This window comes from Anatilimnocola aggregata (assembly GCF_007747655.1).
GTDB lineage: Bacteria > Planctomycetota > Planctomycetia > Pirellulales > Pirellulaceae > Anatilimnocola > Anatilimnocola aggregata.
The window spans coordinates 7,178,494-7,204,190 of sequence record NZ_CP036274.1; the positions used below are offsets into that span (position 1 = coordinate 7,178,494).

The following is a 25,697-nucleotide window of genomic DNA, read 5'->3' on the forward strand; positions in this document are numbered from 1 at the left end:
TCAGCACCCGGAGATCTTACCACTAGTAAAAGTCGATACTCTCCGGGCGCTAACGCTTCCGGCTCAGGAACCATGATCCAACTTGTTCACGAACCGATCGATACGCAGGCCATTCTGGCGGCAGCGGCACACCCGCATGCCGGTGCGGTCGTGCTGTTCTTGGGTGTGACCCGTCAACTGACGGCGGGGCGCGAGACGGAATCGCTCGACTACGAATGTTATCCCGAAATGGCGATTTGCAAGTTGAGAGAGTTAGAAGAACAGGCCCGTGCGAAATGGCCGCTGCTCCATTGCGTCGTCGTCCATCGGCTGGGGCATTTGGAAATCAGCGAGGCCAGCATTGCGATCGCCGTGAGTTCGCCGCATCGGCGCGCGGCGTTTGAAGCGGGGCAGTGGTTGATTGACACCATCAAAGAGGTGGTTCCCATTTGGAAGCAGGAGAACTGGCAGGATGGTTCCCGCGAATGGGTCCACCCTGGCACCGGTTTACCGAAAGCAACATGACAGAGCGTGAGCCACTTTACGATGCGCTGGGACGCGTGCATACCAGCTTGCGAATCAGCGTGACCGACCGCTGCAACATTCGCTGCTTCTATTGCATGCCCGAGGAGAACGTGCGCTTTCGCCCTCGCCACGAGTTGCTCACCTTCGAAGAAATTACGCGGCTCGCGCGGGTCATGGCTTCGCTGGGCGTCAACAAGTTGCGACTCACCGGCGGTGAACCACTCGTGCGTGCTGAGTTGCCAAAGCTCGTCGCACAATTGGCAGCTGTGCCAGGCATCCACGAAATTGCCCTCACCACCAACGGCATTTTGCTGGCCGAGCAGGCTCAAGCACTGAAAGATGCCGGGCTGACACGGGTGAACATCAGTTTGGATGCGATGACCGAAGAGACTTTTCGCCGCATCAGCCGGCGAGACGGTCTCGACCGGGTAATCGCCGGCATTCATGCTGCCAAGCATGTTGGCCTGGCACCGATTCGGCTCAATACGGTTGCGATCAAGGGAATCACCGAGCCCGAGATTCCCGCGCTCGCCAGGTTCGCCCGCGACGAGCAGCTGGAACTGCGTTTTATTGAGTTCATGCCACTGGACGCCGATCAACAATGGAATAACGACCAGGTGCTGACGGGCGAGGAGATACGGCGGCAGTTGGAAGCAGCGATTGGACCTTTGGAACCAGCGGATCGCCCCGATCTGAGCCAGCCGGCGATGGACTATCAGTATGCCGACGGTAACGGGCGGATTGGCTTCATTAATCCGGTCTCGCAGCCATTCTGCGGCGACTGCAATCGTCTGCGCGTAACTGCCGAGGGCCAACTGCGGAATTGTCTATTCTCGACAGTCGAATGGGATGCTCGGGCGCTACTCCGCGCGAGTGCCACCGACGACGAACTGGCTCAATTGATTCGCGATTGTGTCCGCGCCAAGAAACCCGGCCACGGCATCGACTCCAGCGAGTTTATTCGCCCGCAGCGAGCCATGTATCAGATCGGCGGGTAGGGCAGACCTTGTGACCGAGCCACGCATCTATCTCGATAACGCAGCCACTAGTTGGCCGAAGCCACCCGGCGTTTATCAGGCTGTCGATGACTACCAGCGCAACAATGGCGCTGCTGCGGGGCGCGGCGTTCATCGCTCGGCACAAGCGGCCGAGCGGATTGTGTCGCAATGTCGCAAGCGAATTGCCGATCTGCTCGGTGCCCAATCACCGGAGCAAATCGTCTTTACACTCAATGGCACCGATTCGCTCAATTTGGCTTTGCATGGTGTGCTCAAGACCGGCGATCATGTGGTCACCAGTGTATGCGAACACAACAGTGGGCTGCGGCCACTCAGACATCTGGCCGATACCCAGGGAATAACCTTCGACACCGTCGGTTGCGACCGCGAAGGGTTCATCAACCCTGCTGAAGTGCGAAGCGCGATTCGTCCTCACACGCGTTTGATCGCGCTCACCCACGCGTCGAATGTGACTGGGGCAATTCAACCGCTGGCAGAAGTCGGTGAAATTGCGGCCGAGAAGCATGTACTGTTTTTGGTCGATGCTGCGCAGTCGCTCGGTCATTTTGGAGTGAGCGCGGGCAAACTCGGTTGCCACTTGTTGGCAGCCCCTGGACACAAAGGGCTGCTTGGTCCGCTGGGGACCGGGTTCCTCTATCTGGCTCCCGGCATGCAGGACGAGCTATCGGCCGTGCGCCAAGGCGGAACAGGTACTCGGAGCGACGACGACCATCAGCCCGAGTCGCTGCCCGACAAATACGAATCTGGCAATTTGAATGTCCCCGGCATCGCGGGCTTGAGCGCCGGACTCGCCTGGCTGACTGAAGCAGGGATCGACAAGATTGCAGGGCACGAGCGCGATCTCACACAACAGCTTTTGAGCCAGTTGAGCGAGCTTCCCCCCGTCACAATCTATGGTCCTCGCTCAGTTGAACGGCGCGTCGGCGTGGTCAGCTTCAATGTGGCTGGCTTTGATCCGCAAGAAGTGGCTGCTGGGCTCGACGCAGTGGCCGGCATCGAAGTGCGCTCCGGTCTGCATTGTGCGCCGCGCATGCATCAAGCACTGGGGACTTCTCCTGCTGGCACTGTCCGGGCGAGCATCGGGCCCTTCACAACTGGGGACGATATCGACTCCCTGGTGGCCGCCTTACGCGAGCTGTCTTCCTAGCAACCATATCGGGGGGTGTCCAATTAAGGGTTTCTTAATTGAACAGCAGTTAGCGCAACTCTCGGGTTTCCGAGCGATTGGTGTCCAATTAGGAGGGTCGTAGTTGAACACTTTGGTTGAACGTGCAAGGCTTGATTCTGCCGTGGCGAGTCGAGAACAGTGCAGTCATTGAGCGGTCAGACGGGCTGGTCCAAGTTGGTCCTCCTGAGCGAATAAGACTTTCTTGCTCTCATCACTGGCTACCGATACGATGAACGAGTTGAAAGGGCCAATTCCGGGGCTGATTGAATTCTTGCCAAGCTAACACCGCTGCCAGAGCGGTTGAAGGAGCACTGCCATGCAGGTGCCAATGTCCCGTGGTCTATGCGCGTTCTTGTTTTTGCCCTTTGCCGCGTTCGCGTCCGCTGATGAAGCGGAGACCAAAGCAGGCATCGTGCGAATGATGGAGGTTGGCTGGAGTGTGACGCCCACAGCGCGCTCGGCAGCTGATGCCAAGTTTGTCGAGTTGCAGGCCATCGCGCCGGGTGATCCACGCTTGCTGACTGCTGCGTCGCTCGTCCTGCTGCAGCAGCGCCGTTATGAAGAGGCAGGGAAAAAGCTGGAAGAATTGCTGGTTCAGGATCCCGATAACATTCTGGCCCTGCGGGCGAAATGCTGGTTGGCTGCGACCTTCAAGAACTTTGGAGTCGCGATGGTTGACGCCGAGAAGTTGCGAGCGGCCTTGCCCGCTGCATCCACACAGGAAGAGGCGGCCAGCGAAGCGGACGCTCGCGAAAACCTGGCATTTCTCGGTCGGCTGTGTGGGTATCTGTCGGGGCCCGCTGCCGAGAATGTGGACCAACTGGCCCGCAAAGAGCTTGAGAAAACGATCATCACCGGCTTGAATGCCGACCGCCTCTTGATCTTTGAACAAGCTCGCGATGGCGTGACGCAAAAGTTCTTCGAACTGACCGACACTAAGACCGATGTCGAAGCCAAGAACATCGAGGATCGCAAAGTTGAAGCTGGCAAAACGCTGCAAGATGTCGAAGCGACGCGGCAGGAGATTGCCGACCGGGTAAAAGACCTGGAAGCTCTCGCGGCCAAACTACAGAAGGAATTGAACGATGAATTGGCAGATATCGCTCGGCTCGACCGGCCACTGGTCGCAGAGCTGCAACGCTTAGAAGTGCGCGCAGCGTCGATCAGCAACGACCTAGGTAATACCGAGGTTCAGATCGATCGCTTGCAGTTTCAATTGAATCGCGAGAAGGACCCCGTGGTGCGCAGCCTGTTGCGCCGCGATATCGATCAATTGGTTTTTGTAGCCAATCGCATTTCGAACGATCTGTCTGCTCTCAATCGCCAGGCACAAAACGTACAAGGTCAACGTGCCCAACTTGCCCAGCGGCAAGCCCAAGCCCAGAACAACTTCGGGGGGCAAATCAATCGGGCGAACAACGAACTGGTAGCGCTCGGCAAACGTGAGAAGCGGGCTGATTATGAAGAGAAGAAAGCCAAGCGACCAGTGACGGGGAGTTCCACACGAACCGTGGCCCTGTCTTCACTGGTGACCGCGCTTAGCACCTACGACAAGTTCCCGCTGGAAGCGGCGCGTCAGCGTTTGCTTAACGAACTACGTTAGGTAAGCGCCAAGATGTGGAACCTCCCGCAATCGCGTGAGGAACACACCACGCGAGGAGCGATTCATCGCTAGCACTGCGCTGCATCATTTCCGGATTTCCCCGCAAGATTACTCAAGTTCTCGGGTTTTCCTCTTTCAAAAATGTAGAAATCCACGGTACGTTTTGTATATCTTACAAAGGTCGATCGACAGCAGAGAGCAATCCTCCCGCCGGACAAACGCGGGAAGACCTTGCCCCGCAAGAGGTTGCACTTAGCCTAGGGACGCCCGGTAAGATTGATGGAAGAAACTGGCCCCGCGATTGCTTAGAGGTGATTCGAGGTCAGATCATGGCACTCTCGCACGATGCGGGAGAGCGAAATTAGGGTCAGCACGAGTCGGATGCCCTGCCTCAGCCGTAGTGACTGGTTCAGCTGGTTTGGTTGGTTGACTACGTCTGTCGCTATAACTCCCGATTCGTGAATGATCACAACTCTCTGGAAGGATCCAAGAGCATGGAAGCTCGCCGTGTCATTGCCGCGCACATTGCGCTGTTCACGCTGCTGCTGTCGCCCGTCGTTACGTTCGGGGCCAGCGTTCGTTCACAAAACTTTATTGTGAGCGCCCCCACCAAAGCCCTCGCCCAGGAAATTTGCGAAGCGGCCGAAAGCCAGCGACGCGACCTGGCCATCGAATGGCTTGGGCAGGAATTGCCACCGTGGTCGCAACCCTGCCCCGTCGAGTGCCAGATTCATCCGCAGCTTGGTGCGGGCGGAGCGACCCAATTCAGCTTCAGCCGCCAAGGCGTGCCTTTTGGCTGGACGATGTCGGTACAAGGCTCTCGCGAGCGAGTGCTCGACTCGGTATTGCCCCACGAAATCACCCACACCATCTTTGCTTCGCACTTTGGCCGACCACTGCCCCGCTGGGCCGATGAAGGTGCTTGCACCACGGTCGAGCACACCAGCGAAAAGCGGAAGCAAGAGAAGTTCCTCATCGACTTTTTGATGACCGAACGAGGTATCCCCTTCAACAAGATGTTTGCCATGAAGGAGTATCCACCAGATATGCTGCCGCTGTACGCTCAGGGCTATTCGCTGGCCCGCTACTTGATCATGCAAGGTGGTAAGCGGAAGTATGTGCAGTATGTGGGCGAAGGGATGCAGACCGACAACTGGCCAGCCGTCACTCGCAAGTATTACGGCCATAAAGATCTCTCGGACCTGCAAGTGACCTGGCTGGAATGGGTGCGGCTGGGAAGTCCCATGCTGGACAGCGTCGAAGGGCGCAGCGACGTGATGGTGGCCAGTAACAATCGGCCGACCGCGGTTCAACAAGTGGCTCAGCAGGTTGCCCCTGTGAACAACGCGATAGTCGCTACACCCCAGACCCATGCCATGCCCAACATCGTTCACCAGCCAGCCGCACCGGTCGCTCCCGCTGGGAATTACGGCTCGTATTCGCAGCCCGCAGGTGCAGTGTCGCCTCCGCGACCCGACTTTGGTTCGGCCACCCGACCAGAAGCTCAGGCCAGCAATGTGGCTCGCCCTTATTCAGAAGGCTGGTACTCGCGCCAGGCTCGCCAAGGAACTGACGCCCCTCAAGCTCAACAAGCAGCAGAAAACTCCGGGAATCTGGCAAATCAGCAGTTGTTGGTTCCCCCACCGGCCCCAGTACCTGTACAATCGCAACTTCAATCGAATGGCGAACGGGCAAACGTTGCTCCGCCAGCGAATCGTCGCGTGATGATGGAGTGGTCGCGACCGACGAATCAGCCTTGGGATCCTGCCTCCGAATTGGCCGCGAATCCTGCAGTTGCGAATTTCTCGGCCCGAGTCCCTTTGGAACCACGCAGTGCCGAACAGTTGACACGCCGCGACCTGCCCGCTGAAGCCAGTGATCAGGCGTGGCGGTAGCGAAGGGCGAGGCTATGAGCCTCGCTCACAAAGAAACGAAGCAAACGGATGCAGACTTCCTTATCCCCGGCCCAGCGGCGCCTTCGAGTTCACTGGTTTGCCCTACGTCTCGCGGTGACCGCAGTCGGTCTGCTGGTTATCGTTCTCTTCTCGTCGTTGATTGTGTCGCTAATTGCCGAAGAGACGCCGCCCCAGGAACAAGCAAAGCAGCCGACGATCGATCTGAAGTCGATTCAGCCCGATTTGCAGACGCCCGCGATCGAAGATGCTCCACCTGCAGCGGGGAAGCGTGTCAAACAACAATTGCCGCAGTATCGCGATAGCAAACTTTTCCATGCTCTCTATCTTCCGACCGACTGGACACGCGAACGCCGCTGGCCAGTGATTGTCGAATATCCTGGTAATGGGCCCTATTCGAACTCCCAAGGAGACACGAATAGTGGATTCGTCGAAGACTGCAATCTGGCCTACGGTTTGAGTGGCGGTAAAGAGTTCATCTGCGTTACTCTGCCGTTCGTAAACAGTGAGAAACAGGAACACCAGCGTCAGTGGTGGGGCAATCCGACTGCGACGGTGGAATACTGCCTGCAAGCGGTCGAACTGATTTGTCGCGATTTTGGCGGTGATCTCGACCAGCTTGTGCTCTGCGGATTCTCACGTGGCGCAATTGCGTGCAACTATATCGGCTTGCGGGACGAACGGGTTGCAAAACTATGGAAATGCTTCGTCGTGCACAGTCACTACGATGGCGTACGCCGCTGGCCCTACGACGACAGTGACCCTGAATCAGCTCGCGCCCGCTTGGCGCGATTAGCAGGACGACCTCAATGGATTTCGCACGAGTCTAGCATTGCAGCAACAGAAAAGTTTCTGGACGATTCGCAAAGCCAGGCGAAGGCTTCTCTCGGCCAATTCACCTTCGTCTCACTCCCCTTTGCGAACCATACCGATACGTGGGCGCTGCGCGATATTGAACCCCGCCGCGCTGTTCGCGCATGGCTCCGCGAGCGGCTAAAGTAGCAATCTAAGCCTAATACGTTGGCTGCCGGGTAATTTCTTTTCGCATCCGGCAAGTTTCTGCAGATTTTGCAGATGTTCTTCGCGCGTTCATACAACGCCAACATTGGCCATCTAAAACATGCCTCATCGGACTGACAGAGCGCTTGACTGACGCAGAAGTGCCACAAGCTGGGTAATTCATGCGGACGTTAAGTGTTTTGCCTCGGTAAGTACAGGCATCTTCACAATTTCTTCACTGGGGGCACACGCGACCTTGATCCTGGTTCTGCCTAATGCTTTGCACCTTAGGAGCCACACTCGGTCCTGCCTACCTCAACGAGCGCGAATGGATTCGCAAACTGGAGAATTTTCGATGCCCACCAAACAAATTTACCCTTTGAAACCGCTTCCACGAGCTAAGAACATGCGACTTCATCGCGCATTTACTCTCGTTGAAATGCTGGTGGTAATTTCGATTATCGGTATCCTGGTCGCTCTGCTCCTGCCTGCTCTTGGCGTAGCGCGTGAAACGGCTCGCTCAGTCGCATGTCAGAACAATCTGCGTCAGTTCGGCATTGGGTTGATTGCTCACTCCGAGCGAAACAACGGGGCAATGTGTACCGGCGCATTCGATTGGCTAAACGACGGAGCCGTGACGGAAAAAGGCTGGGTTGCTGACCTGGTGAATGTTGGTACTCCCACTGGGGAGATGTTGTGTGCATCGAATAGCGCGCGGGTTTCCGAGACGTTTTATGATCTGCTCCAGGCCCCGACGGCTAGTTTTGAAGCAGATAGCTGCGTGCCGCGATTGGGTACCCCAGTAACCAAAGAGCCGGATGGGTCGGATCTTTTTAATGCGTGTCGCAACATCGTCAAAAATGCGCCCGGAGTTGGTTCGACAGGCCGGAACAACGTCGTCCTCAAAGAAATTTACGCCAAGGCCTATAACACGAATTACACAGCTAGTTGGTACTTGGTGCGTGGCGAACCGATGGTCGGTGCCTCCGGCAATCTTCAAGTTGCTAATGGCGCTTGCGGTCCGGCATCCCTCGCCAATCGGCAGTGCTCGACTGGCCCGTTGCGGACGTCCGTTCTAGACACCTCCTCAACTCCCTCTAGCGCTGTTCCGCTGATCGGCGATGGCGGGTTGGTAACGCAAAAACCTTTGCCAATCGATTTTGAGGACTCGCCGTCAGGCTCCGCCACCGCCCGATCGTTCACGACCGGCCCGGTGTTGATATCGAGCTTGAGTATGCCCACTTTCAGCGGTGCGATGCGTGATGGTCCATCAGGCTGGTGGGCAACGTGGCACAAGCAAGTGCTGCAGGACTATCGCGGCTTTGGAGTTGTACATCGCAACTCGTGCAATATCGTGTTCGCCGACGGTAGCGTGCGGGGAATCGGTGACAAGAACCGCGATGGTTACATCAACAACGGCTTCGGTGCGATCGGCGGCTTTACGACAACCGCGCCCGATGTCGAAACGACCGAATTGCATAGTTCGTTCGCAATTGATCCTAAAAAATTCTAGCAGTGTTTGTCGCTGCTGACTTTGTGACTCTTTCTGTTGGCAATTGTTTTTTTGGAGGTTCGGGGGATGAAAAAATCGATTCGTGGTGCGTTTACTTTGATCGAGTTACTGGTGGTCATCGCGATCATCGGCATCTTGGTCGCCTTGCTGCTCCCAGCGATCAGCAAAGCTCGCGAAGCTGCGCGCGGTGCGCAGTGCAAGAACAACCTGCGTCAGTTCGGCATTGGGTTCCACCTGTTTGCCGACAAAGACCCACAAGGCCGCCTCTGCACAGGTGCCTATGACTACCTGCGCGATGGTTGCACCGACAGCTACGGCTGGGTCGCCGACCTGGTGAAAATCGGCGCTGCCCGGCCTGCTGAAATGCTGTGCCCAAGCAATGCGGTTTTACACTCGGAAAAGACAAATGAGTTGCTTGGTGGCGACACCAGCAACGGCGGCAAGGATGGCGTTCCAGTTTCCCGCTTGGCATCTGGTCAGTGTGGCAACAACAATTACAAAGGAACCATCACTGGCGGTGGTACTGCCGGCTTTGTCGGCACTGGACCTGCTGCGACGGATGCGAAGCGTCCTTTCGCCGTTGCCCACGCCTTCTTTGCGGAAGGCCTGAGCAGCAACTATGCGTCGAGTTGGCACTTCGCCCGCACAGGCGTTCGCGTCGTCGATATGGGTGAGGATGTGATTGTTCGCAAGACTGGCATCGCAGCGGAAGATACCAAGCCTGGCGTTAAAGGGCTCAGTACCACGATGGGTGGCCTGACTCGCCGAGTTGCCGAAACCGCCAGCGTGCCCTCCTCGTCGATCGCTCTGCTGGGCGACGCCGGTCCTGGTGACATCAACGAAGCAGTGCTAACACATACGATCGAACAAAACGGTGAAGACACCAACGACTTCATCTCGACCGCCCTCAATAGCAAGAAGCAACGTCTGTGGGCCAGCCAGGGCATGCTACTCGCTGAAACGATGAACGATGGTCCAGCCTATTTTGACGCCGCCAAGTTTGCTGTGAAGCTGATTGCCAAAGAAGCAATCCTGTCCGATCAGGTCGCTTGCGATTTCAAGAATAACTGCCCTCCCCCAATCGGCCCAGGCGGATCGGCAGGAACTCGTACTTACCTGCAAGACACTCGTGACTGGTTTGCCGTTCACGACGGTGGCCGCAATGCCTCCTGCAACATTGTGATGGTCGACGGTAGCGTCAAGTCGTTCCAAGACAATAACGGCGACGGCTTCCTGAACCCAGGTTTTGCTGTGAGCGGCATTACAGCTGCTACTCAGGCCTCGATTGGTTACAGCAACGGTGACTTGGAAATTCAGCCCGGCGAAATGTTCAACGGCGTGTTTCTGAACCGCCTGACCAAGGGCAAGTTCGAAGAGTAAATCTGATGAGAAGTGCCAAAGCAATTGCTTTTGGCAATTCAAAAACTCGCTAAGGGCAGACGGCGCGCAGATGCGAGCCGTCTGCCTCTTGGCAGTTATAGCAAGGTGTTGCCAAAGGGATCTGGGAAGGACCGAAATGAACCGTGTATTCGTAGTTGGTATGTCAATCTGTGCCCTATGCTGCGTGGCCATTGTTGCCCTGGCATCGCAAAGTGTCTTCCTCTTTAGGCATGCCAAGACTGACGGTCTGCGAGTTGTCATAGGCGAGCGAGGTGGAGCACAGATTGCCCCCGAATACCTCAATCCAGCTGCCTTCAAGGACGACGCCACTGCACCGCGCCTGCCTCGCGCCTTAGTGCCAGAGAAAAATTACGACTTCGGCATCATGAATCCACTTACCGAAGGGAAGCATGAATTTTTCATTCGGAACGTAGGCACCGCCCCACTGCTTGTCGACATCGAATCGACAACCTGCAAATGCACCGTGGGGGGAGTCAGCAAGAAAGAAGTCGAGCCAGGTGGCGAAACCAAGGTTACGCTCGAGTGGAATACTGGCCGCAATCTGTTTTTCACTCATGGCGCGGTGGTCAAAACAAACGATGCGTTTAACCGGACCATCGAACTTGTTGTCGACGGTAAAGTTCGCATGCTGGTCGGCAGCAATGTGAGGGAACTGATCGTCCCGAATATCGAGCCTGGTCAAGATAAAGATGCCGAATTCCTGCTCTATTCTCAGCTTTGGGACGAGCTAGTGGTCGCCGACATCTCTTGTGGCATCAGCGATCTCAAGTGGCAAGTGGTTGCGATGAAGCCAAGCGAAGCGCCCGAGCTCGACGCCAAAGTAGTGCGACGGGTCAGAGTCACAGTTCCAGGTTCGTTGGCCTCGGGCGATTTTGCGGACAGCCTCCGGATTATCGCGAAGCGCCCCAAGGCATCACCGGTGTCTGATAGTGCCAACGAGCAAACCGCTGCGTCGGAAGAATCTGAAGCGACAGAAACAGAGATTTTTGAATTGGCGATGCACGGCACCGTGCTCCGCCGTTTCGCATTATTTGGACCTGTGGTGCGCGGAGACGGAGTCTTGGAGTTAGGAGACATCCGCCACGGTCGCGGTAAGAAGTTCGTTATTCGCGGCAAAATTCGAGACGAGGTACGGACCCTTGGTGAATGCAGTGTGCAAACCACACCAGACTTCCTAAAAGCAACATTTGTCGAACGCCAGGGTGAAGACTCTGCGGTTGGCTTATATGAGCTCCATCTGGAGATTCCGGCGACTGCACCCGCTTGTCAGTTCCTGGGATCCCCCGAGGGGGAATTGGTCATTAAGTCGTCACATCCACGCCTCGGCGAACTGCGCTACAAGGTTCAGTTTGCGATTACCCCGTAGTTGTTCCGCTCCTACCGCCCCACCCGCTGGAATGAAAATGTCAGTTGCAGCCGTCGACTTTGATCCGTATCGGGATTGGCTAAAGGTGGACGATGTTGCCCACCCGCTGAACGCCTATCAGTTACTGCGTCTCGCTCCGTTGGAAGCGGACTTGTCAAAAATTCGTGTTGGCTACATGCGCCAACTCGACGCGCTCGATGCGAAGGGTGACCATGGCGACGGAGCACTAATCGACCGCCTTCGAGGAGAGCTTCAACAGGCTTTCGACCTGCTGTGCGATCAGGATCGTAAGGCGGTACTCGATGCTCAGCTGCGGCGTCGAACGAACACTTCAGTGCCGCAGCCTTCAGCCGAAGCGGTGGCCACCGCGGGGCACACCGTTCAATGCCGTCGATGCCTGAAGGGGAATTCACCCAATCGTCGGTTCTGCGGCGACTGTGGCCAGCCATTATGGGAGAAGTGTCCGCAGTGCGCTGCCGAAGTATCCGTCGCCGAGCGATTCTGTGGTGGCTGCGGTGCCAACATCCGCGGCGAACTCGAGCAAAAGGAACGCACTTTCCGCGAGCAGCTTTCGGCAGCTAAACAAGCAGCCGATGCTTTGCAGTTCGATGCAGCAATTTCCCGCTTCCGCAAACTAGCAGCAATCGACGATATTCGCTTCGAATCACTCGCGCGCGAAGCGCTCGCGGCCGTGGAGGAAACCGAACAGCGACGAGCGACACTTCAAGTCCAAATTGAAGAGTCGTTTCGGCGGGCTCAACAACTGATAAGTGAGCACTCGTATGAACAGGCGATTTCGATCCTAAGCGATGTGCCGGCAGCACTTCGTACGAGAGAGTTGGAGAAACTGCTGGAACGCTCCAAGTCCGTTCGCCAAGAGTTGCTTCAATTGAGTGGCGAAATCCGTCAGGCAATGGAGCAGAAGGAATACACGGGCTTGCTCCTTAAGATCGAACGCCTCCTGTCGCTAAAGCCAGGGCATACGCAGGCCCAAGGAATTGCGAATCAGTTGCGCGAGCACTTTTATAAACAGGCAAAAGCCAAAGTCGCTACCTGCCGGTATGCAGATGCGGTTGATATCCTGACTCAAATTCCCGAGTCGTTTCGAACCCCCGAAACAAACACGCTTGAGGATTCCGCCTCCGAGTTGGCGGCCCTGCTGAATAGCGTGCAGAACGAACCCTTGGCTATCGGCTCGTTGCAGGGAATCGCAGACAAACTTGGCAAGTTTGCCCCCCAGAATCAAGAAGTGACGAAGCTTCGCCAACGGCTGGCCGATCGCTTAGCCAAGGCCCCTTCGCAAGAACGAATGGCCGCTGCCGATTGGCAACCTGCACCGGTCAAGTCGGCAATCGGGCCTCCTGTCGACTGGCTTGCACACTTTACCCGCGTGCAATCCCTAGACGAAAAAGTCAAATCCACACTTGCGGACCATCCGGGCGAGTTCTTCATCGCACTCGGTCTCGCCCTGCAAGGCGTCGAACAGGCCGAGGTGCCGCTGAATCTAATCACAGCCGAAAAAGGAAGTGTTCTTGCGCGATTCAAAAGCGTCTTTGGCCGCAAGTCACCAGCCATGGTCTGGGGGCTCGATCTGGGCGACCATGCCCTGAAAGCCATCAAGCTGGTGCGGGACGAAAAGACCGGCCAACTGCACCTAGCTGCCTGTGAATATATTTCTCACGAGCGATCGCTGGGCGGTAGCGATGCGGATATGATTCGGGCCGAAGTGCAGGAGAAGACACTCGCTGATTTCGCCGGTCGTAACGACCTCAAGGGGTGCCAGGTGATTGCGGCAATCGCCGCCCAGCGGGTGCTCGGGCGGTTTTGCGAATTGCCTCCCCTGCCAGCCAAAAAAGTGGCCGCTGCAGTCGAGTTCGAAGCCAAGCATCAATTCCCCATTCCGCTCGACGAGTTGAAGTGGGCCTATTACGTGCTCGATGAAGCCGAAGGCAAAGCGGCGGACGAGGCTCCGCGGCGAATCATGATCGTCGCGGCCCGCAACTCGCACGTGCAAGAGCGATTGGCACTTTGCAAACGAGCCGGGATCGAAGTGTCGGTGCTGCAGAGCGAATGTGTCGCCCTTCATAATGCGATTCGCTTCGAGTTTGGCACACCTCCCGCAGCGGAAGAAAAAAAAGGAGACGCCAAAACCTCTTCCCAAAAGGCTCCGCCTGTCGTAAATCCCGCCAGCGTCGAAGAAGACGTGGCCCTTGCCATCGTCGATATAGGTGTAAGTTCGACGAGTGTGCTCGTTTCGTCCTCACGCGGGCTTTGGTTTCGTACATTCGGTCAGGCTGGCAACAACTTCACCAATCAATTGGCAAAGCAATTACAGGTGACGCACGAGCAGGCCGAGCAGCTCAAGCGCTCACCGTCCAAAGCCCGGAGGTATCACCTGTTTCTGGCAGCCACGCAGCCGCAGTTGGTGCAACTGGCCGGCGAAATCGAACGTTCGCTAGCTAGCTATCACAAGCAAAACTCCGCCCTCGATATTAGCCGAGTGTACGGAATCGGCGGTGGCTTTCAAACCCACGGACTGCTGCGGCAACTGCGATTCGGGAAGTGAGCAGGCACAAGCCACGCTCGCTCCTTCGCCGCGATTTCGCCACTTCAATATGCGCCTAAACGTTCAATTATTAGTCGATAGTTGAACACCAACCCCCAGCCAAACCCGAGAGTTGCGCTATCTACTGTTCAACAATCAACCCGATTGTTGAACACCCTCCTGCCTTGTAGTTGGCGCAAAGAGATATCTACAGAGAACTCGTGAGTGGCCGAAGTCAATCGAATCAGGCCACCATCCACGAATTCAATCTGTCTCTTTAGCAGCTTGCCCTAACGAGCATAGGCTGGAGTTCGCGAAGCGCGGAAGAAGCCGAATTTCTCGAGCGACTTGTAAACTTCGTCGAGCGTCTTCTCGCCAAAGTTGGCGATGCTCAGCAATTGGGCTGGCGTGCTGTTAAGCAGATCGCGAACAGTGAAGATGCCTCGTTCTTCCAGGCAGTTCGTCGTGCGAACCGAGAGGCCAATTTCGGCGGTGCTCATTTCCAGACGTTCTTTCATCTGGCGAGCGGTTTCTTCCTGACGGCTGAGCGGAATGCGGGTACGGCTCATGACGGGATTCCCTTCCAAAACAGGATCGAACTGAGCGGGACTTGGCCGAGTTCCCAGTCGTTGGGAAGTTATCGGCCGAGCGAAACTATAACGATTGCGCAACTAATTTCAACTCGCTAGCATCCATTTTATCAAAAATGATTCATGACATGACAGCAGGCGGACGCTAGCAAGGCAAGGGAGCAACTCTCCCCTAAACGCTAACATTTCAACCATCGACTCAGCGAGGCAGCTGTTGAATGAGCTGCTGGTCGGAGTCGTAGACCTCAAACCGGTGTTCGACGGCCGCTTGGGCCAACTGGCCAGATAAGGCTCGCACGAACGCTACGACCTCGTCCAATGAGCCGGCCACACAACCGTTCAGCAGATGGCGCGACGGCTCTTCGAGCGGAATCGACTCGAACTCTGCCACGTCGCTGGCGAACCGCAGAATCTCGTCGCCGTTGAACTGCGATACATGCACAAAGGCCCGCTGCTCGCCGACCACCGGCGTCACCGCGTGCAGAATGACATTCAGCCCCTGCGGTGCCTGAATGTGGCCGTAGACGTTGTTGACCTCGGGAATCTTCGGATTGGTCATTGGACTGCCCATTCCTTTCTTCCAGCGTACAACCGGTTCAGCTACTAACTTACTCCCCAAGGAGCTTGATTAACACACGTTTCGCCCGGTTTCCGTCGAACTCAAAGTAGAAGATGTGTTCCCACGGCCCCAGGTGCAATTTGCCGCCAGTGATGGCGACGACTACTTCTCGCCCCATCACCTGCCGCTTGAGGTGAGCATCGGCGTTGTCTTCGCCCGTGCGATTGTGGTGATACCGATCGCTCGATGAATCAAACGGCGCCAGCTTCTCTAGCCATACCTCGTAGTCGTGATGCAGCCCACTCTCGTTGTCGTTAATGAACACACTCGCCGTGATGTGCATGGCGTTCACGAGGACGAGTCCCTCCTGAATGCCGCTCTCGGCCACGAGGCGTTCGACTTCGCGCTGAAGTGATACTATGCCGCGGCGCTGCGGTACGTTCATCCAAAGTTCTTTGGTGACGGATCTCATCTCATTGCCTTCTACCCAGAAACGAAGACGGTCTAGTTACTTCGCGACTGCCGCCTTCGCGCGGTTGCCGTAGTAAGGGAAACGATCCCAACGGTCGTCATCGCGAGTCGAGCGCGGGTCACCGGTAGTCTGCCGCCATTTTTCCAGGCGAGCGTGCAATTCTCGCTTCACAGTGGCAAACTCGGTTCGGTCAGCCACATTCATCGTCTCGCCGGGATCCGCATTCAAGTCGTACAGTTCTTCCGCAGGTCGCTTGGCGAAAATCATTCGATAGAACGGTGCCATCGCGGGTTCTTCGCGATGGGACAAGATTAGTTCCTTCGTCGGAGAATTGTCGACATCGCCAAACGGCCCCACCGAAAAGTGCAACTCGGGATCGCCCGCTGGCCAGCGATCAGGTCGCAGATTGCGGATGTAGAGAAAATCCTTCGTGCGAATGGCCCGGCACGGATAGCCCACATCGCCTGCGCGAACGTTTGCATGCCGCTCTCGTTCCAAAAACACCTCGTCGCGACCTTCGACGGGTTCACCAGCTAGGATTGGTCGCAAACTGAGGCCCGTCATTTCGGCCGGGACTGGCAGACCGACCAGTTCCAGCAGTGTGGGTGCCAAATCTTCGAAGTTGACGAACGCTTCGCACTTTGCCGCGTTACTCAGGTGCGTCGGTGAGCGGATGACCAGCGGCACGTGTGTGCTCAAGTCGTACATGTGAGCCAGTCCACGTGGCATCTGCCATCCGTTGTCGCCGAGCATCACGATGATCGTATTCTCGAAGACGCCTCGCTGTTTCAGCAATTCGATCGCCTGGCCACAAGTGCGATCAAAGTTCTGCACCTCGCAGTAGTAGTGCAACAAATCCTCTCGCACCGCGGGATGATCCGGAAATACCGGCGGCACAGTGACCCGCGACCGGTCGAGGGCCGGCAAAAAATCGCGCCCTTCGGTCCAAGGGACGTGCGGATCTTTGCTGCTCAGCCAAAAGCAAAACGGTTTGTCCTTGGGCACGGCTTGCAAGAACGCCCCTAAGTCATCGTAAGGCTGCCCTGCGGGATTGTGCGTTAAGCCAGTTGCCGACCAATTGCCGGGGCCCCAGCCTTTGCCGGAAAAGCCCGTGGCATAGCCACTGTCAGCGAGTAGTTGCGGAAAGACCTTGAGCCGGGCAGGAAATTGGCTATGCAAGCTGGCGGCATCTTCCAGTCGATGGGCCGCCTGCCCGGTGAGAAACACTGCTCGTGCTGGCGAACAAGAGGGAACCGAACAATAGGCCCGGGTGAAGAGCGTGCCTTCGCGAGCCAGGGCATCGAAAGTTGGCGTCTTCACCACTCCATCGCCATAGGCACTGGCATGCGGCCAGGCCCAATTGTCGGCCATCAGCACCAGAATATTGGGGCGGGCCTGTGCTGGTTTATCTGCCAGCGCCGAACCGACGACATTCAAATGGAATAGACACAGTAGCACTGCAAACATGAAGAATCGCGACATTGAATCACTCCATTACTTCGGCCAGGTCGACTAGGCGGCTCTTTTCATTCAGCGATTTGGCAGCTGCATGGATAATGGCAGTCACTTCCAGAATCTCGTTGTGCGGAACTGGTTCAACACCGGTTTCCAGCATCCCGCGAAAAGCATTGGCCATGTTCATCATTTGGTAGGAATGCCCGAGCCAGTAGTTGCCATCAATGGCTGGCGTCCAAGTGTGCGTCTTCTTGGGAAAATGGACCTTTGTCTCGCAGTACAGGCCCACAATATCTGGCCGGCCATACCAGACCTCAGCCGGCATGCGGTCGGCGTAGGTCAACATCGCATGACAGGCATTTTCTTTGGCGAGCATGCTTACGCTTTCAACGCCCGGGCCGCAAAGTGTTTCGACCATCCAGACCGGGTGCTGGCCATAGATGAACCACGAGGGAAGCGTCCAACCGCCGGCCTGGCAAGCTTGAACGAACTGTAGCGGGCCGATGTCCTTCGTTTCTTTCAGGCGGAGGCCTTCAGCGGTGCCCCATTGATGGCGAAACAGGCTCGACGACATCAGCTTAGCGTTGTGCTTTTTTGCCAGTTCCAGGATCTGCCGAGTCCCCTTCACGGTTTTGCCGATGGGTTTATCGACGAACGACGGCAGGCCTTTCTCCAGGGCGGGGGCGATCAGATCGAAATGATCGCTACCAGTGCCCGAGGCATCACCCAGCCAGACGGCGTCGACTTCCGGTACCATTTTTTCGACCGAGTCGACGACCTGTACCCCGGGGTAAGCACTGGCAAACAATTCGGCACTCGCGCGGTCAGCATCATAGACATGCGTCAGCCGCGTGTTAGGAAATGGCATCAGGCCGAAGTTCAACTTCGGGTTGCGAAAGTACTCGGCGAAAATCCGCGTCGAACCAGGATCGAGCGTCTTCTTAATGACGTCCTGATTCACTTCGGGATGAAACGGATGGCAAAAGTGCCACGTGTGCCCGTTTGTTCGCTGCGTCTTTCCCTCGATGCTCGCCGATATAACGCCAATGCGAAACACCTTTCCGGCAGCAGCTTGTTCCTTCGCCGCGGCAATCTTCGCCGGAGTGCTTGCGGCCAATAAGCCAGCCCCGGCCAATCCCGCCCCCGCCAACCATTCCCGCCTGCTATTCATGGTGAAGTCTTTCTCTGTGGAACACGCCCGGTATTGCGAATTGATTTCCGCGGTCAGTATCCGAGACCCCCAAGCCGAAGTAAAGCAGTTCTTTTTCTGCCTCTCATTCAACTGGTATTGTCCACCTAGTCCTCCGCCCCCTCGTCGTGCGCGGTGCCCCCAGTTAGCATTGAACCCATGAGCAATACATCGGGATTAACGGGCCTGCGGGTAGCTTCGCTGGAGAGTCGAAAGCAGGAAGAAATTGCGCGCCTCATCGAGAAATTCGGCGGCCAGCCGTTCGTCAGTGCCAGCCTGCGCGAAGTGCCGATCAGCGAGAATCGCGAGGCGATCGACTTTGCCCAGAGTGTGGTGACCGGCGGCATCGACGTCATGATTCTGCTGACGGGCGTCGGCTTTCGTCACTTGCTCGCGGCGGTCGAAAAGCACGTCGACCGACAGCGGTTCCTCAATAGCCTGGCCGATATCGTCACGATCTGCCGCGGGCCGAAGCCGGTCGTCGCGATGAGCGAAGTCGGACTGAAGCCGACGCATCGGGTGCCGGAACCGAATACCTGGCGCGAATTGCTGGCAACGATCGACGCCGGCATTCCGGTCATCAATCAAAATGTGGGGCTCCAAGAATACGGCGTCACCAATCGCAGCCTGATTGCCGGCCTCGAAGCGCGCGGAGCCCGCGTCGTACCTGTGCGCGTGTATCAGTGGGAACTGCCGATCGATATTGCTTCGCTCGAACAAAACATTCGAGCCCTATGTGCCGGCGAACGTGACGTACTGATGTTTACCTCGGCGCATCAGGCAGTGAATTTGCTGCGGATTGCCGAGCAATTGCATTTGCTCGATCAGCTGCGCGAGGCTTTGAAGAAGACTGTCGTCGTTTCGATTGGACCGACCACCAGCGAGATGCTTCGCGAACACGATTTGCCCGTCGACATCGAACCCGAGCATCCCAAGATGGGCTCGATGGTGATGGCAGCTGCCGAACAGGCGGCTGAGCTGCTCGCCAACAAACGGCGAGCAGTGATTTCGTTCGCCTCGGCCGACAGCCCACCACTCGATAAAAACGCAGCCTGGTATAACAGTCCATTCATGAAGGCTTGCCGTCTGGAGCCAACGAACGTCACTCCGGTGTGGTTGATGCGCCAGGCCGGTCGCTACATGGAAGAGTATCGCCAGGTCCGCGGGCAGACGTCGTTCCTCGACCTCTGTAAGAATCCACAGCTATGCAGCGAAGTGATGTGTACCGCGGTTCGCAAGCTGGGTGTCGATGCAGCAATCATCTTCTCGGACTTATTGCCGATTCTCGAACCCATGGGTCTCGAACTGGAATTCGCCAAAGGTGAAGGGCCGATCATCTATAACCCGGTTCGAGCTCCTGCCGATGTCGACCGCGTGGAAGAGCTTGAAGACCTGAGCGAACTAGAATTCGTCTTCGAAACCGTGCGTCAAACTCGCGCGGACCTGCCGGCCGACTTGCCGCTGATTGGTTTCGCCGGTGCGCCATTCACGCTGGCCAGTTACACCATTGAAGGGGGCAGCAGCCGTACCTATCAGCACACGAAGGCCCTCATGTATCGCGATGAGGGAGCCTGGCGCACGTTGATGACGCGCCTGGCGCGTACCGTCACCCGCTATCTCAACGCGCAGATCAAAGCGGGCGCACAGGCCGTGCAGATTTTCGATTCTTGGGTCGGCTGCCTCGGGCCCGATGACTATCGCCGCTATGTAATGCCCTATTCGAAGATGATTATCGATGGCGTCACGCCGGGTGTGCCCGTGATTAACTTCGCAGCCGGCAACCCAGCTCTCTTGCCGCTGATTGCTCAAACCGGCGGGCACGTGATTGGCATCGACTGGCGCGTGCGGCTCGACGATGCCTGGAAGACGGTCGGATACGACCGCGCGGTGCAAGGAAATCTCGATCCGCTGGTGCTTCTAGGTGAGCAGAAAGAGATTCGCCGCCGTGTGAAGGAAGTGCTCGATCAGGCAGCTGGCCGACCGGGACACATTTTCAATCTGGGCCACGGCGTTGTGCAGCAAACGCCGGTTGAAAATGCCGTGGCCATCATTGAAATGGTGCACGAATTGAGTCAGCGCTAGTGGCAATTGCCTGGAGCATGCGCTCGCGCAGCAACTTCGAACTGCTAGCTCAAAGCAGCCTGCCACTTGTACTTCTTCATTTTGTTCACTGCTTTGCGCCGTGCTTCTTTGCTCTTGAGAGTTTTCAGTTTGCTCGCGTATTTTTCGCTGAGGGCCAGCTTACGAGCTGCGTTGGGAGATTCTTGCGACATAACCTGTCTCGCTTGAAATGAATCGGAAAAAGTAACGAACGGAATCAATCGACTAGCATCCCGCATCGGCCGGGCGAATCACACGCCGCGGCGATAACGCTTGGGTGGACGACGCATCAGATTCGTCGGGAGCGGCGGTGGTGCAGGCACATCGATGGCTTCGCCTGTCTCGCTATCGATCGCGCGGTTCAGCGGCATCGGCGCGCTGACCATTTCGAAGTTCTCCATCTCGCCACGCTTGAGCTGGATGTTAATCCGCTGCTCGATGCGCGTCAGTTCCGGCCCTTCATCGGGAGCGACGAACGTATACGCCACTCCTTCGCGCCCCATGCGACCCGTGCGGCCGACGCGATGCACGTAGTCGTCGCTGAAGGCGGGGATATCGAAATTGATAATGTGCGAAACAGCGGACACATCGATACCGCGGCCGACAACGTCGGTGGCAATTAGGTACGAGATGGTGCCGTCACGAAAGCCACGCATCACACGGTCGCGACCGCCTTGATTCATGTCGCCGTGCATGCAACCTACGCCCGGCAACTTCTTGCTCAAACGTTGGAAGATCTTTTCGGTACCACGCTTGGTACGACAGAAGACGATGGCTTGCCGCGGCTTTTCGCGCTCGATCAAGCGTTGGAGCAGATCGAATTTGCGCTGCGGATCAACCGTGTAATAGAATTGCTCGATCGTTTCGACCGCGAGTTCCTTGGGCGAGAAATTGAGCGTCGTCGGTTCGACCATATACCGCTCGGCCAACTTGGCGATCGGCGGGGGAACGGTCGCACTGAGCAGCAGCGTTTGCCGGTCTTTCGGGCAACGGCGCAGGATCTTTTCGATATCGGGGCGAAAACCGATATCGAGCATTCGGTCCGCTTCGTCCAGGACGACGATTTCAAGTTCGTCCATTTGAATGGTGCCGCGGGCCAGGTGATCGAGCACGCGACCGGGTGTACCAACCACTACGTGGACACCTGCTTTCAACTTGTCGATCTGAGAGCGAATCGGCTTGCCGCCATAAACGGCCACGCTGGTGATTGGCCGGCCAAAAGACAACTTGGCGAATTCATCGCGGACCTGCACGGCAAGTTCGCGAGTTGGCACGAGCACAAGCGCTTGCGGATGGCGGGCATCGGGGCCGACATACATTTGCTCGAGAATCGGAATCGCGAACGAAGCCGTTTTGCCGGTGCCAGTACGAGCTTGACCTACGACATCGACCCCTTCGAGCGCGAGCGGAATCAGGCCGGCTTGAATCTGCGTTGGATACTGATAACCAGCTTCTTCTAGCGAGGCGAGCATCGACTTGCTCAACCCCAAGCTGGCAAACGAAGGTTGCGATGCGTCCGCAGCTGGTGTGGCAAAGCGTTCTGCTTTGGCCGCTGGCTTGGAAGCTGCCGACTTTGCTGCTGGCATCTTTGTTTCAGCGGCCTTTGGTTCGACGCCTTTTGGTTCAACTGGTCGAGGAGGCTGTTTGTCGCGTGGCGGGCGCTCCGAGTCAACTCGCGGCGCAGGAGCAGCTTCGCGGCGCGGCTGTTGGGCACGAGGTTCCTCACGACGCGGCGAGCTACCACGCTCACGCTCACCGGTTCGTTCCCGCTCGCGGGGCTCACGTGCTTCCGCGGGCTTGCGATCGCGAGGCGCGCGATCGTCGCTTCCTCGGTCATCTCGACTGCGGTCAGAACTGGGACGTTCATCTCTGCCCCGCCCGCTGCGAACTTGATCGCCGCCGGTGCGTGCGACAGGCTGTTTCCTCGGCGCACCACGGTCGCGTGAGTCACGCTCGGGCTGACGCGGACTCGGCCGGCCAGCGGGCTTTTCTGCTGCGGGAGTTGCTCGGGCTGGCTTAGCTGCGGGAGTAAAGTCGAAGTCGTCGTCGTCGAAATCCTCGTTGCCAAAATCGGCATACGAAAGTCGCTTGGGAGCGGTTGCCGGCCGCGATTCACTACGAGGTGGTTCGCTCTGCGTTGGTGCTGGTCCCGCTGGGCGGCGCTCATTGGGGCGCGTGTTTGATCTGGGATTGCCGCCACCTTGTCGACCGGAGTCGCGACTCGCACCGCGATCCTGTTCAACACGCGCTGGACGCTGGCGATCTTCGCTGGCAGGAGCGCGTGCTGGACGCGGCTCGCGCGGGGCCGCGTTCTCTCGATCGCGCACTGGCCGCTCGCCACTTGGCCTTTCAGCACGAGGGCGTTCACGCGATTCGCTGCCCGCGCGGCGCGTGTTTGGCTGGTCCGAAGTGGGCTGTTCCGAGCGGCGGGACTTCTCGGCAGGACGACGTTGGGGAGAATCTTCTTTCATCCTGCCTAAAACTATCTGGCAGAAGGGGTTTCGTCAACTTCCTGAATGCGAGGAAATTTCGCAATTCACCAATTGCTAATACATTCGCGCGCTCCATACCGGACCTTGATCGCTGCGAGATCGGCCTTCACGATCACGCTCGGGGCGAGGGTGAGAAAGTAGCAACGAGTCGGGGGCTGCCTCGGTGCATTTCCAACGAAGCGAAGAGCTGCAGTGATTTCGCTTGACGGAGCAGGGAAGAACGAATAGCCTAGTACGCATGCGTAGCTGTTGATTGATGGCTGGGATTTTCACCTTAGCTATCAATCGCGAACGCGAACCCGCCTTCCTCCCCGAATTCCCGCCGTCAGGAGGCTGCCAATGCCTCGCCCGTATCTGTTTGGAAGCAGCCTGTTGGCTGCGAGCCTGTTATGGTTCGTAAACTCAGCCATAGGTGCGGATACTCCGCAGCCCAGTCTGCATGAGCGGATCGATCGGTTAATGGAGCAAGGCTCCGTGGGGCCGAGCGCACCGATTTGCAGCGATGCCGACTTTGTCCGCCGCGTCTGGCTCGATGTGGCCGGCATGGTTCCGCCAGCCGATGAAGTTCGGGCATTTCTGGCCGATACGACCACCGACAAACGTGCGAAGCTCATCGACCGGCTGCTAGCGAGCCCGCAGTTCAACCGTCATATGACGCTGGTGCTCGATGCCACGATCAACGAGCGCCGGGCCGATAAAGGCGTAACAACTCCCGACTGGCAGATTTACCTCTATAAGTCGCTGACCGAGCAAAAGCCGCTCGACCAACTGCTGCGAGAAGTGATTATTTCTGACGGCGTCGACGCCAACCTGCGTCCCGCGGCCAAGTTCATGCTCGACCGCGATTGCGAGCCCAATGTCGTTACGCGCGATCTTGGCCGCTTGGTGTTCGGCATGGACCTGCAATGTGCCCAGTGCCACGATCATCCCTTGGTCGACGACTATCTGCAGGCCGATTATTACGGGCTGTATGCCTTCGTAATGCGCAGCACGGTGTTTCCCGACCCCAAAAACAAGCAAATCCGGCAAATCGCCGAAGCTGCCGAGGGCGAAGCAAATTTCAAATCGGTCTTCACCGGCAACTCGGGCGAGAAGGTTCAGCCGCGCTTGCCGAAAGGATTGGGGACGTTTGAACCTGTCGTGAAAAAAGGTTATGAGTACGTCGTCAAACCATCTAAAGAAGCGCGAGCTGTTCCCAAATACAGCCGTCGGCAGCAGTTGGCTGGGGCATTTGAAAAGAGCATTCACTTTCGCCGCAATCTGGCGAATCGCCTGTGGGCCCAAGTGATGGGACGGGGCCTGGTCCATCCAGTCGACAATCATCACCCGGCCAATCCACCCGCTCACCCGCAAGTTCTCACTTTGCTGTCCGATGAACTCCCGGCCCTCAAATACGACCTGCGCAATGTGCTCCGCGAACTACTCCTGACGAACACCTATCAGCGTAGCTGCGAAATCACCGCCCCCGCGAACAGCGACCTGGCTACTATCGAGCAGCAGTTGAGTCAGTTTGCCAATCAGAGGACTGAGTTGGTCAGCGCGAAGGAACAAAAGAAAGCAGTCTGGAATGAATCGCTCGCCAAACTGGAAGAGGCCCGGGCCAAATTGACCGAGGCTGCCAAAACGCTCAATCCCTTGAAGGCCGCAGTTGCCGCCGCGCAAGCTGAAGTTGCTAAAGCTAAGGCCGCCGTCACCGTCGCCCAAGCGGATGCAGAGAAGAAAAAAACACATGCCGTCGCAGTAAACACTGCTGCTGCCAAAGCCAAAGAGGCTGCGGACTTGCTGAAGGACGATAAAGTGTTAGTTGAGGCCGCTGCCAAGATTGCCGAACGAGCGAAAGCCGTGACAGCCCTGGAAGCCGCAGCGGCGAAGAAAACAACCAGCCTGACTGCGGCCTTGGAACCTCTACAGAAGAAAGAGCAAGAAGCTCAAGCGGCCGTTGATAAGGAGTTGGCCACGTTGCCAACACCGGCCCAAATCACCGAACTCGAAACCGCGGAACGCAACGCCAACGCCGTCTTTAACGACGCGCAGTACGCTGTGGCAGATCTCGAAACTCGAGAGTCGCTGACGAAACTCCTGCAGCAATATGCTGAGTTGCAAGTGTCCGACGTCGCCGCCGCTGCTCGGCTTTGGAATCAACTGGTCGAAGAACTGGCCAATCGTGGCCAAATCGCCCTCCTCAAACCTCTCACGGCCGAGCAGTTCGCACTTAGTACCATGCAAGCGGCCGGACTGATCTCCGTCCAGCAGCAGGCTGCCGAAGCGGCCGTTACCAAGTCGGCACCGGAGGAATGGAAAAAGGCTAGCGACGCCGACAAGCCAGTGGTAATGAAAAAACTGAGCGAGCCCAAAGTCTTCGAGAATGTTCGTGGCCAGTTAGCGGAATTCGTTCGCTTGTATGGCGGCTTGCCGGGACAGGATTTTCAGGCCACCGTGAATCAGGCCCTGTTCTTTGGCAACGGCAGCATCCTCGATACCTGGCTTAAGCCCACGCCAGGCAATCTAGTCGCGCGAGCGCAAGAAAAGAAGGAGCCCGCGGAAGTGGCTGACGAACTCTATCATGCTCTGTTTGCTCGTCCAGCGACCGCTGATGAAACAACTGCAATCAGCGATTACCTGAAGGAGCGGAAGGAAGATCGGCCCGTCGCGCTGGCCGAGCTCACCTGGGCCTTGCTGGCCAGCAGTGAATTCAGGTTTAACCACTAATCGGCCTGAAATCGCAAATCGCAAACGACAAAAGACAAAAGACAACGTATTTCGAAAACGCAAGAACCAAGCGTTGAAGCTTTAACCTAACTGCCTCAGA

General features: G+C 57.1%; 19 protein-coding genes. 12 read left to right on the forward strand and 7 right to left on the reverse strand.

Annotated features, from left to right (window positions below):
- The first annotated feature begins 72 nt into the window (after positions 1 to 72).
- The 10 genes from ETAA8_RS27125 to pilM all read left to right on the forward strand — a co-directional run bounded on the left by ETAA8_RS27125 (position 73) and on the right by pilM (position 14,052).
- A complete protein-coding gene (locus ETAA8_RS27125; protein WP_145096135.1) occupies positions 73 to 504 on the forward strand; it encodes a molybdenum cofactor biosynthesis protein MoaE in 432 nt (143 codons plus the stop codon).
- Complete coding sequence (moaA, locus tag ETAA8_RS27130) at positions 501 to 1,502, forward strand: GTP 3',8-cyclase MoaA (RefSeq protein ID WP_145096138.1); 1,002 nt, start codon at positions 501 to 503, stop codon at positions 1,500 to 1,502. The genes ETAA8_RS27125 and moaA overlap by 4 nt, the downstream gene beginning before the upstream one ends.
- 10 nt (positions 1,503 to 1,512) lie before the next feature.
- Positions 1,513 to 2,670 (forward strand): aminotransferase class V-fold PLP-dependent enzyme, encoded by a 1,158-nt coding sequence (locus ETAA8_RS27135; protein WP_238397579.1) that lies wholly within the window; start codon positions 1,513 to 1,515, stop codon positions 2,668 to 2,670.
- Between the two features lie 337 nt (positions 2,671 to 3,007).
- The gene (locus tag ETAA8_RS27140) at positions 3,008 to 4,294 is read left to right on the forward strand and encodes a tetratricopeptide repeat protein (RefSeq protein WP_145096141.1); all 1,287 of its coding nucleotides are present in this window, start codon (positions 3,008 to 3,010) and stop codon (positions 4,292 to 4,294) included.
- A 494-nt stretch (positions 4,295 to 4,788) separates the two neighbouring features.
- Positions 4,789 to 6,189 carry a hypothetical protein gene (locus ETAA8_RS27145; RefSeq protein ID WP_145096144.1) on the forward strand — a complete coding sequence of 467 codons (1,401 nt, stop codon included), beginning with the start codon at positions 4,789 to 4,791 and terminating at the stop codon, positions 6,187 to 6,189.
- A gap of 48 nt (positions 6,190 to 6,237) precedes the next feature.
- Positions 6,238 to 7,209 (forward strand): hypothetical protein, encoded by a 972-nt coding sequence (locus ETAA8_RS27150; protein WP_145096147.1) that lies wholly within the window; start codon positions 6,238 to 6,240, stop codon positions 7,207 to 7,209.
- A 403-nt stretch (positions 7,210 to 7,612) separates the two neighbouring features.
- Entirely contained in the window at positions 7,613 to 8,719 is a 1,107-nt protein-coding gene (locus ETAA8_RS27155) for a DUF1559 family PulG-like putative transporter (RefSeq protein WP_238397580.1), read from the forward strand.
- Positions 8,720 to 8,785: 66 nt separating this feature from the next.
- Positions 8,786 to 10,099 (forward strand): DUF1559 family PulG-like putative transporter, encoded by a 1,314-nt coding sequence (locus ETAA8_RS27160; protein WP_145096153.1) that lies wholly within the window; start codon positions 8,786 to 8,788, stop codon positions 10,097 to 10,099.
- A gap of 136 nt (positions 10,100 to 10,235) precedes the next feature.
- Entirely contained in the window at positions 10,236 to 11,486 is a 1,251-nt protein-coding gene (locus ETAA8_RS27165) for a DUF1573 domain-containing protein (RefSeq protein WP_202921296.1), read from the forward strand.
- 37 nt (positions 11,487 to 11,523) lie between these two features.
- Positions 11,524 to 14,052 (forward strand): pilus assembly protein PilM, encoded by a 2,529-nt coding sequence (pilM, locus tag ETAA8_RS27170; protein WP_202921297.1) that lies wholly within the window; start codon positions 11,524 to 11,526, stop codon positions 14,050 to 14,052.
- A 269-nt stretch (positions 14,053 to 14,321) separates the two neighbouring features.
- Here the strand turns inward: pilM and ETAA8_RS27175 are convergent, their stop codons facing one another.
- From ETAA8_RS27175 to ETAA8_RS27195, 5 genes are all read right to left on the reverse strand, one after another.
- Positions 14,322 to 14,600 carry a DNA-directed RNA polymerase subunit alpha C-terminal domain-containing protein gene (locus ETAA8_RS27175; RefSeq protein WP_145096162.1) on the reverse strand — a complete coding sequence of 93 codons (279 nt, stop codon included), beginning with the start codon at positions 14,598 to 14,600 and terminating at the stop codon, positions 14,322 to 14,324.
- Between the two features lie 220 nt (positions 14,601 to 14,820).
- Complete coding sequence (locus ETAA8_RS27180) at positions 14,821 to 15,180, reverse strand: hypothetical protein (protein ID WP_145096165.1); 360 nt, start codon at positions 15,178 to 15,180, stop codon at positions 14,821 to 14,823.
- A gap of 49 nt (positions 15,181 to 15,229) precedes the next feature.
- Positions 15,230 to 15,652 (reverse strand): secondary thiamine-phosphate synthase enzyme YjbQ, encoded by a 423-nt coding sequence (locus ETAA8_RS27185; protein WP_145096168.1) that lies wholly within the window; start codon positions 15,650 to 15,652, stop codon positions 15,230 to 15,232.
- A 36-nt stretch (positions 15,653 to 15,688) separates the two neighbouring features.
- On the reverse strand, positions 15,689 to 17,134 hold the full coding sequence (locus ETAA8_RS27190) for a sulfatase family protein (protein WP_145096171.1): 1,446 nt from the start codon (positions 17,132 to 17,134) through the stop codon (positions 15,689 to 15,691).
- 4 nt (positions 17,135 to 17,138) lie between these two features.
- Entirely contained in the window at positions 17,139 to 18,278 is a 1,140-nt protein-coding gene (locus ETAA8_RS27195) for a Gfo/Idh/MocA family protein (RefSeq protein WP_145096174.1), read from the reverse strand.
- A gap of 177 nt (positions 18,279 to 18,455) precedes the next feature.
- On the opposite strand from ETAA8_RS27195, the gene hemE reads away from it, so the two are divergent.
- On the forward strand, positions 18,456 to 20,378 hold the full coding sequence (gene hemE, locus ETAA8_RS27200; RefSeq protein WP_145096177.1) for a uroporphyrinogen decarboxylase: 1,923 nt from the start codon (positions 18,456 to 18,458) through the stop codon (positions 20,376 to 20,378).
- A 44-nt stretch (positions 20,379 to 20,422) separates the two neighbouring features.
- On the opposite strand, the gene ETAA8_RS34970 is transcribed toward hemE, so the two are convergent.
- Positions 20,423 to 20,569, reverse strand: a complete 147-nt coding sequence (locus ETAA8_RS34970; RefSeq protein ID WP_202921298.1) for a hypothetical protein — start codon at positions 20,567 to 20,569, stop codon at positions 20,423 to 20,425.
- Between the two features lie 78 nt (positions 20,570 to 20,647).
- Positions 20,648 to 22,867, reverse strand: coding sequence for a DEAD/DEAH box helicase (locus ETAA8_RS35445; RefSeq protein ID WP_238397581.1), 2,220 nt, complete (start codon positions 22,865 to 22,867; stop codon positions 20,648 to 20,650).
- A gap of 360 nt (positions 22,868 to 23,227) precedes the next feature.
- Between ETAA8_RS35445 and ETAA8_RS27210 the strand changes: the two genes are divergently transcribed.
- Positions 23,228 to 25,597, forward strand: a complete 2,370-nt coding sequence (locus ETAA8_RS27210) for a DUF1549 domain-containing protein (protein WP_145096180.1) — start codon at positions 23,228 to 23,230, stop codon at positions 25,595 to 25,597.
- Positions 25,598 to 25,697 lie beyond the last annotated feature (100 nt).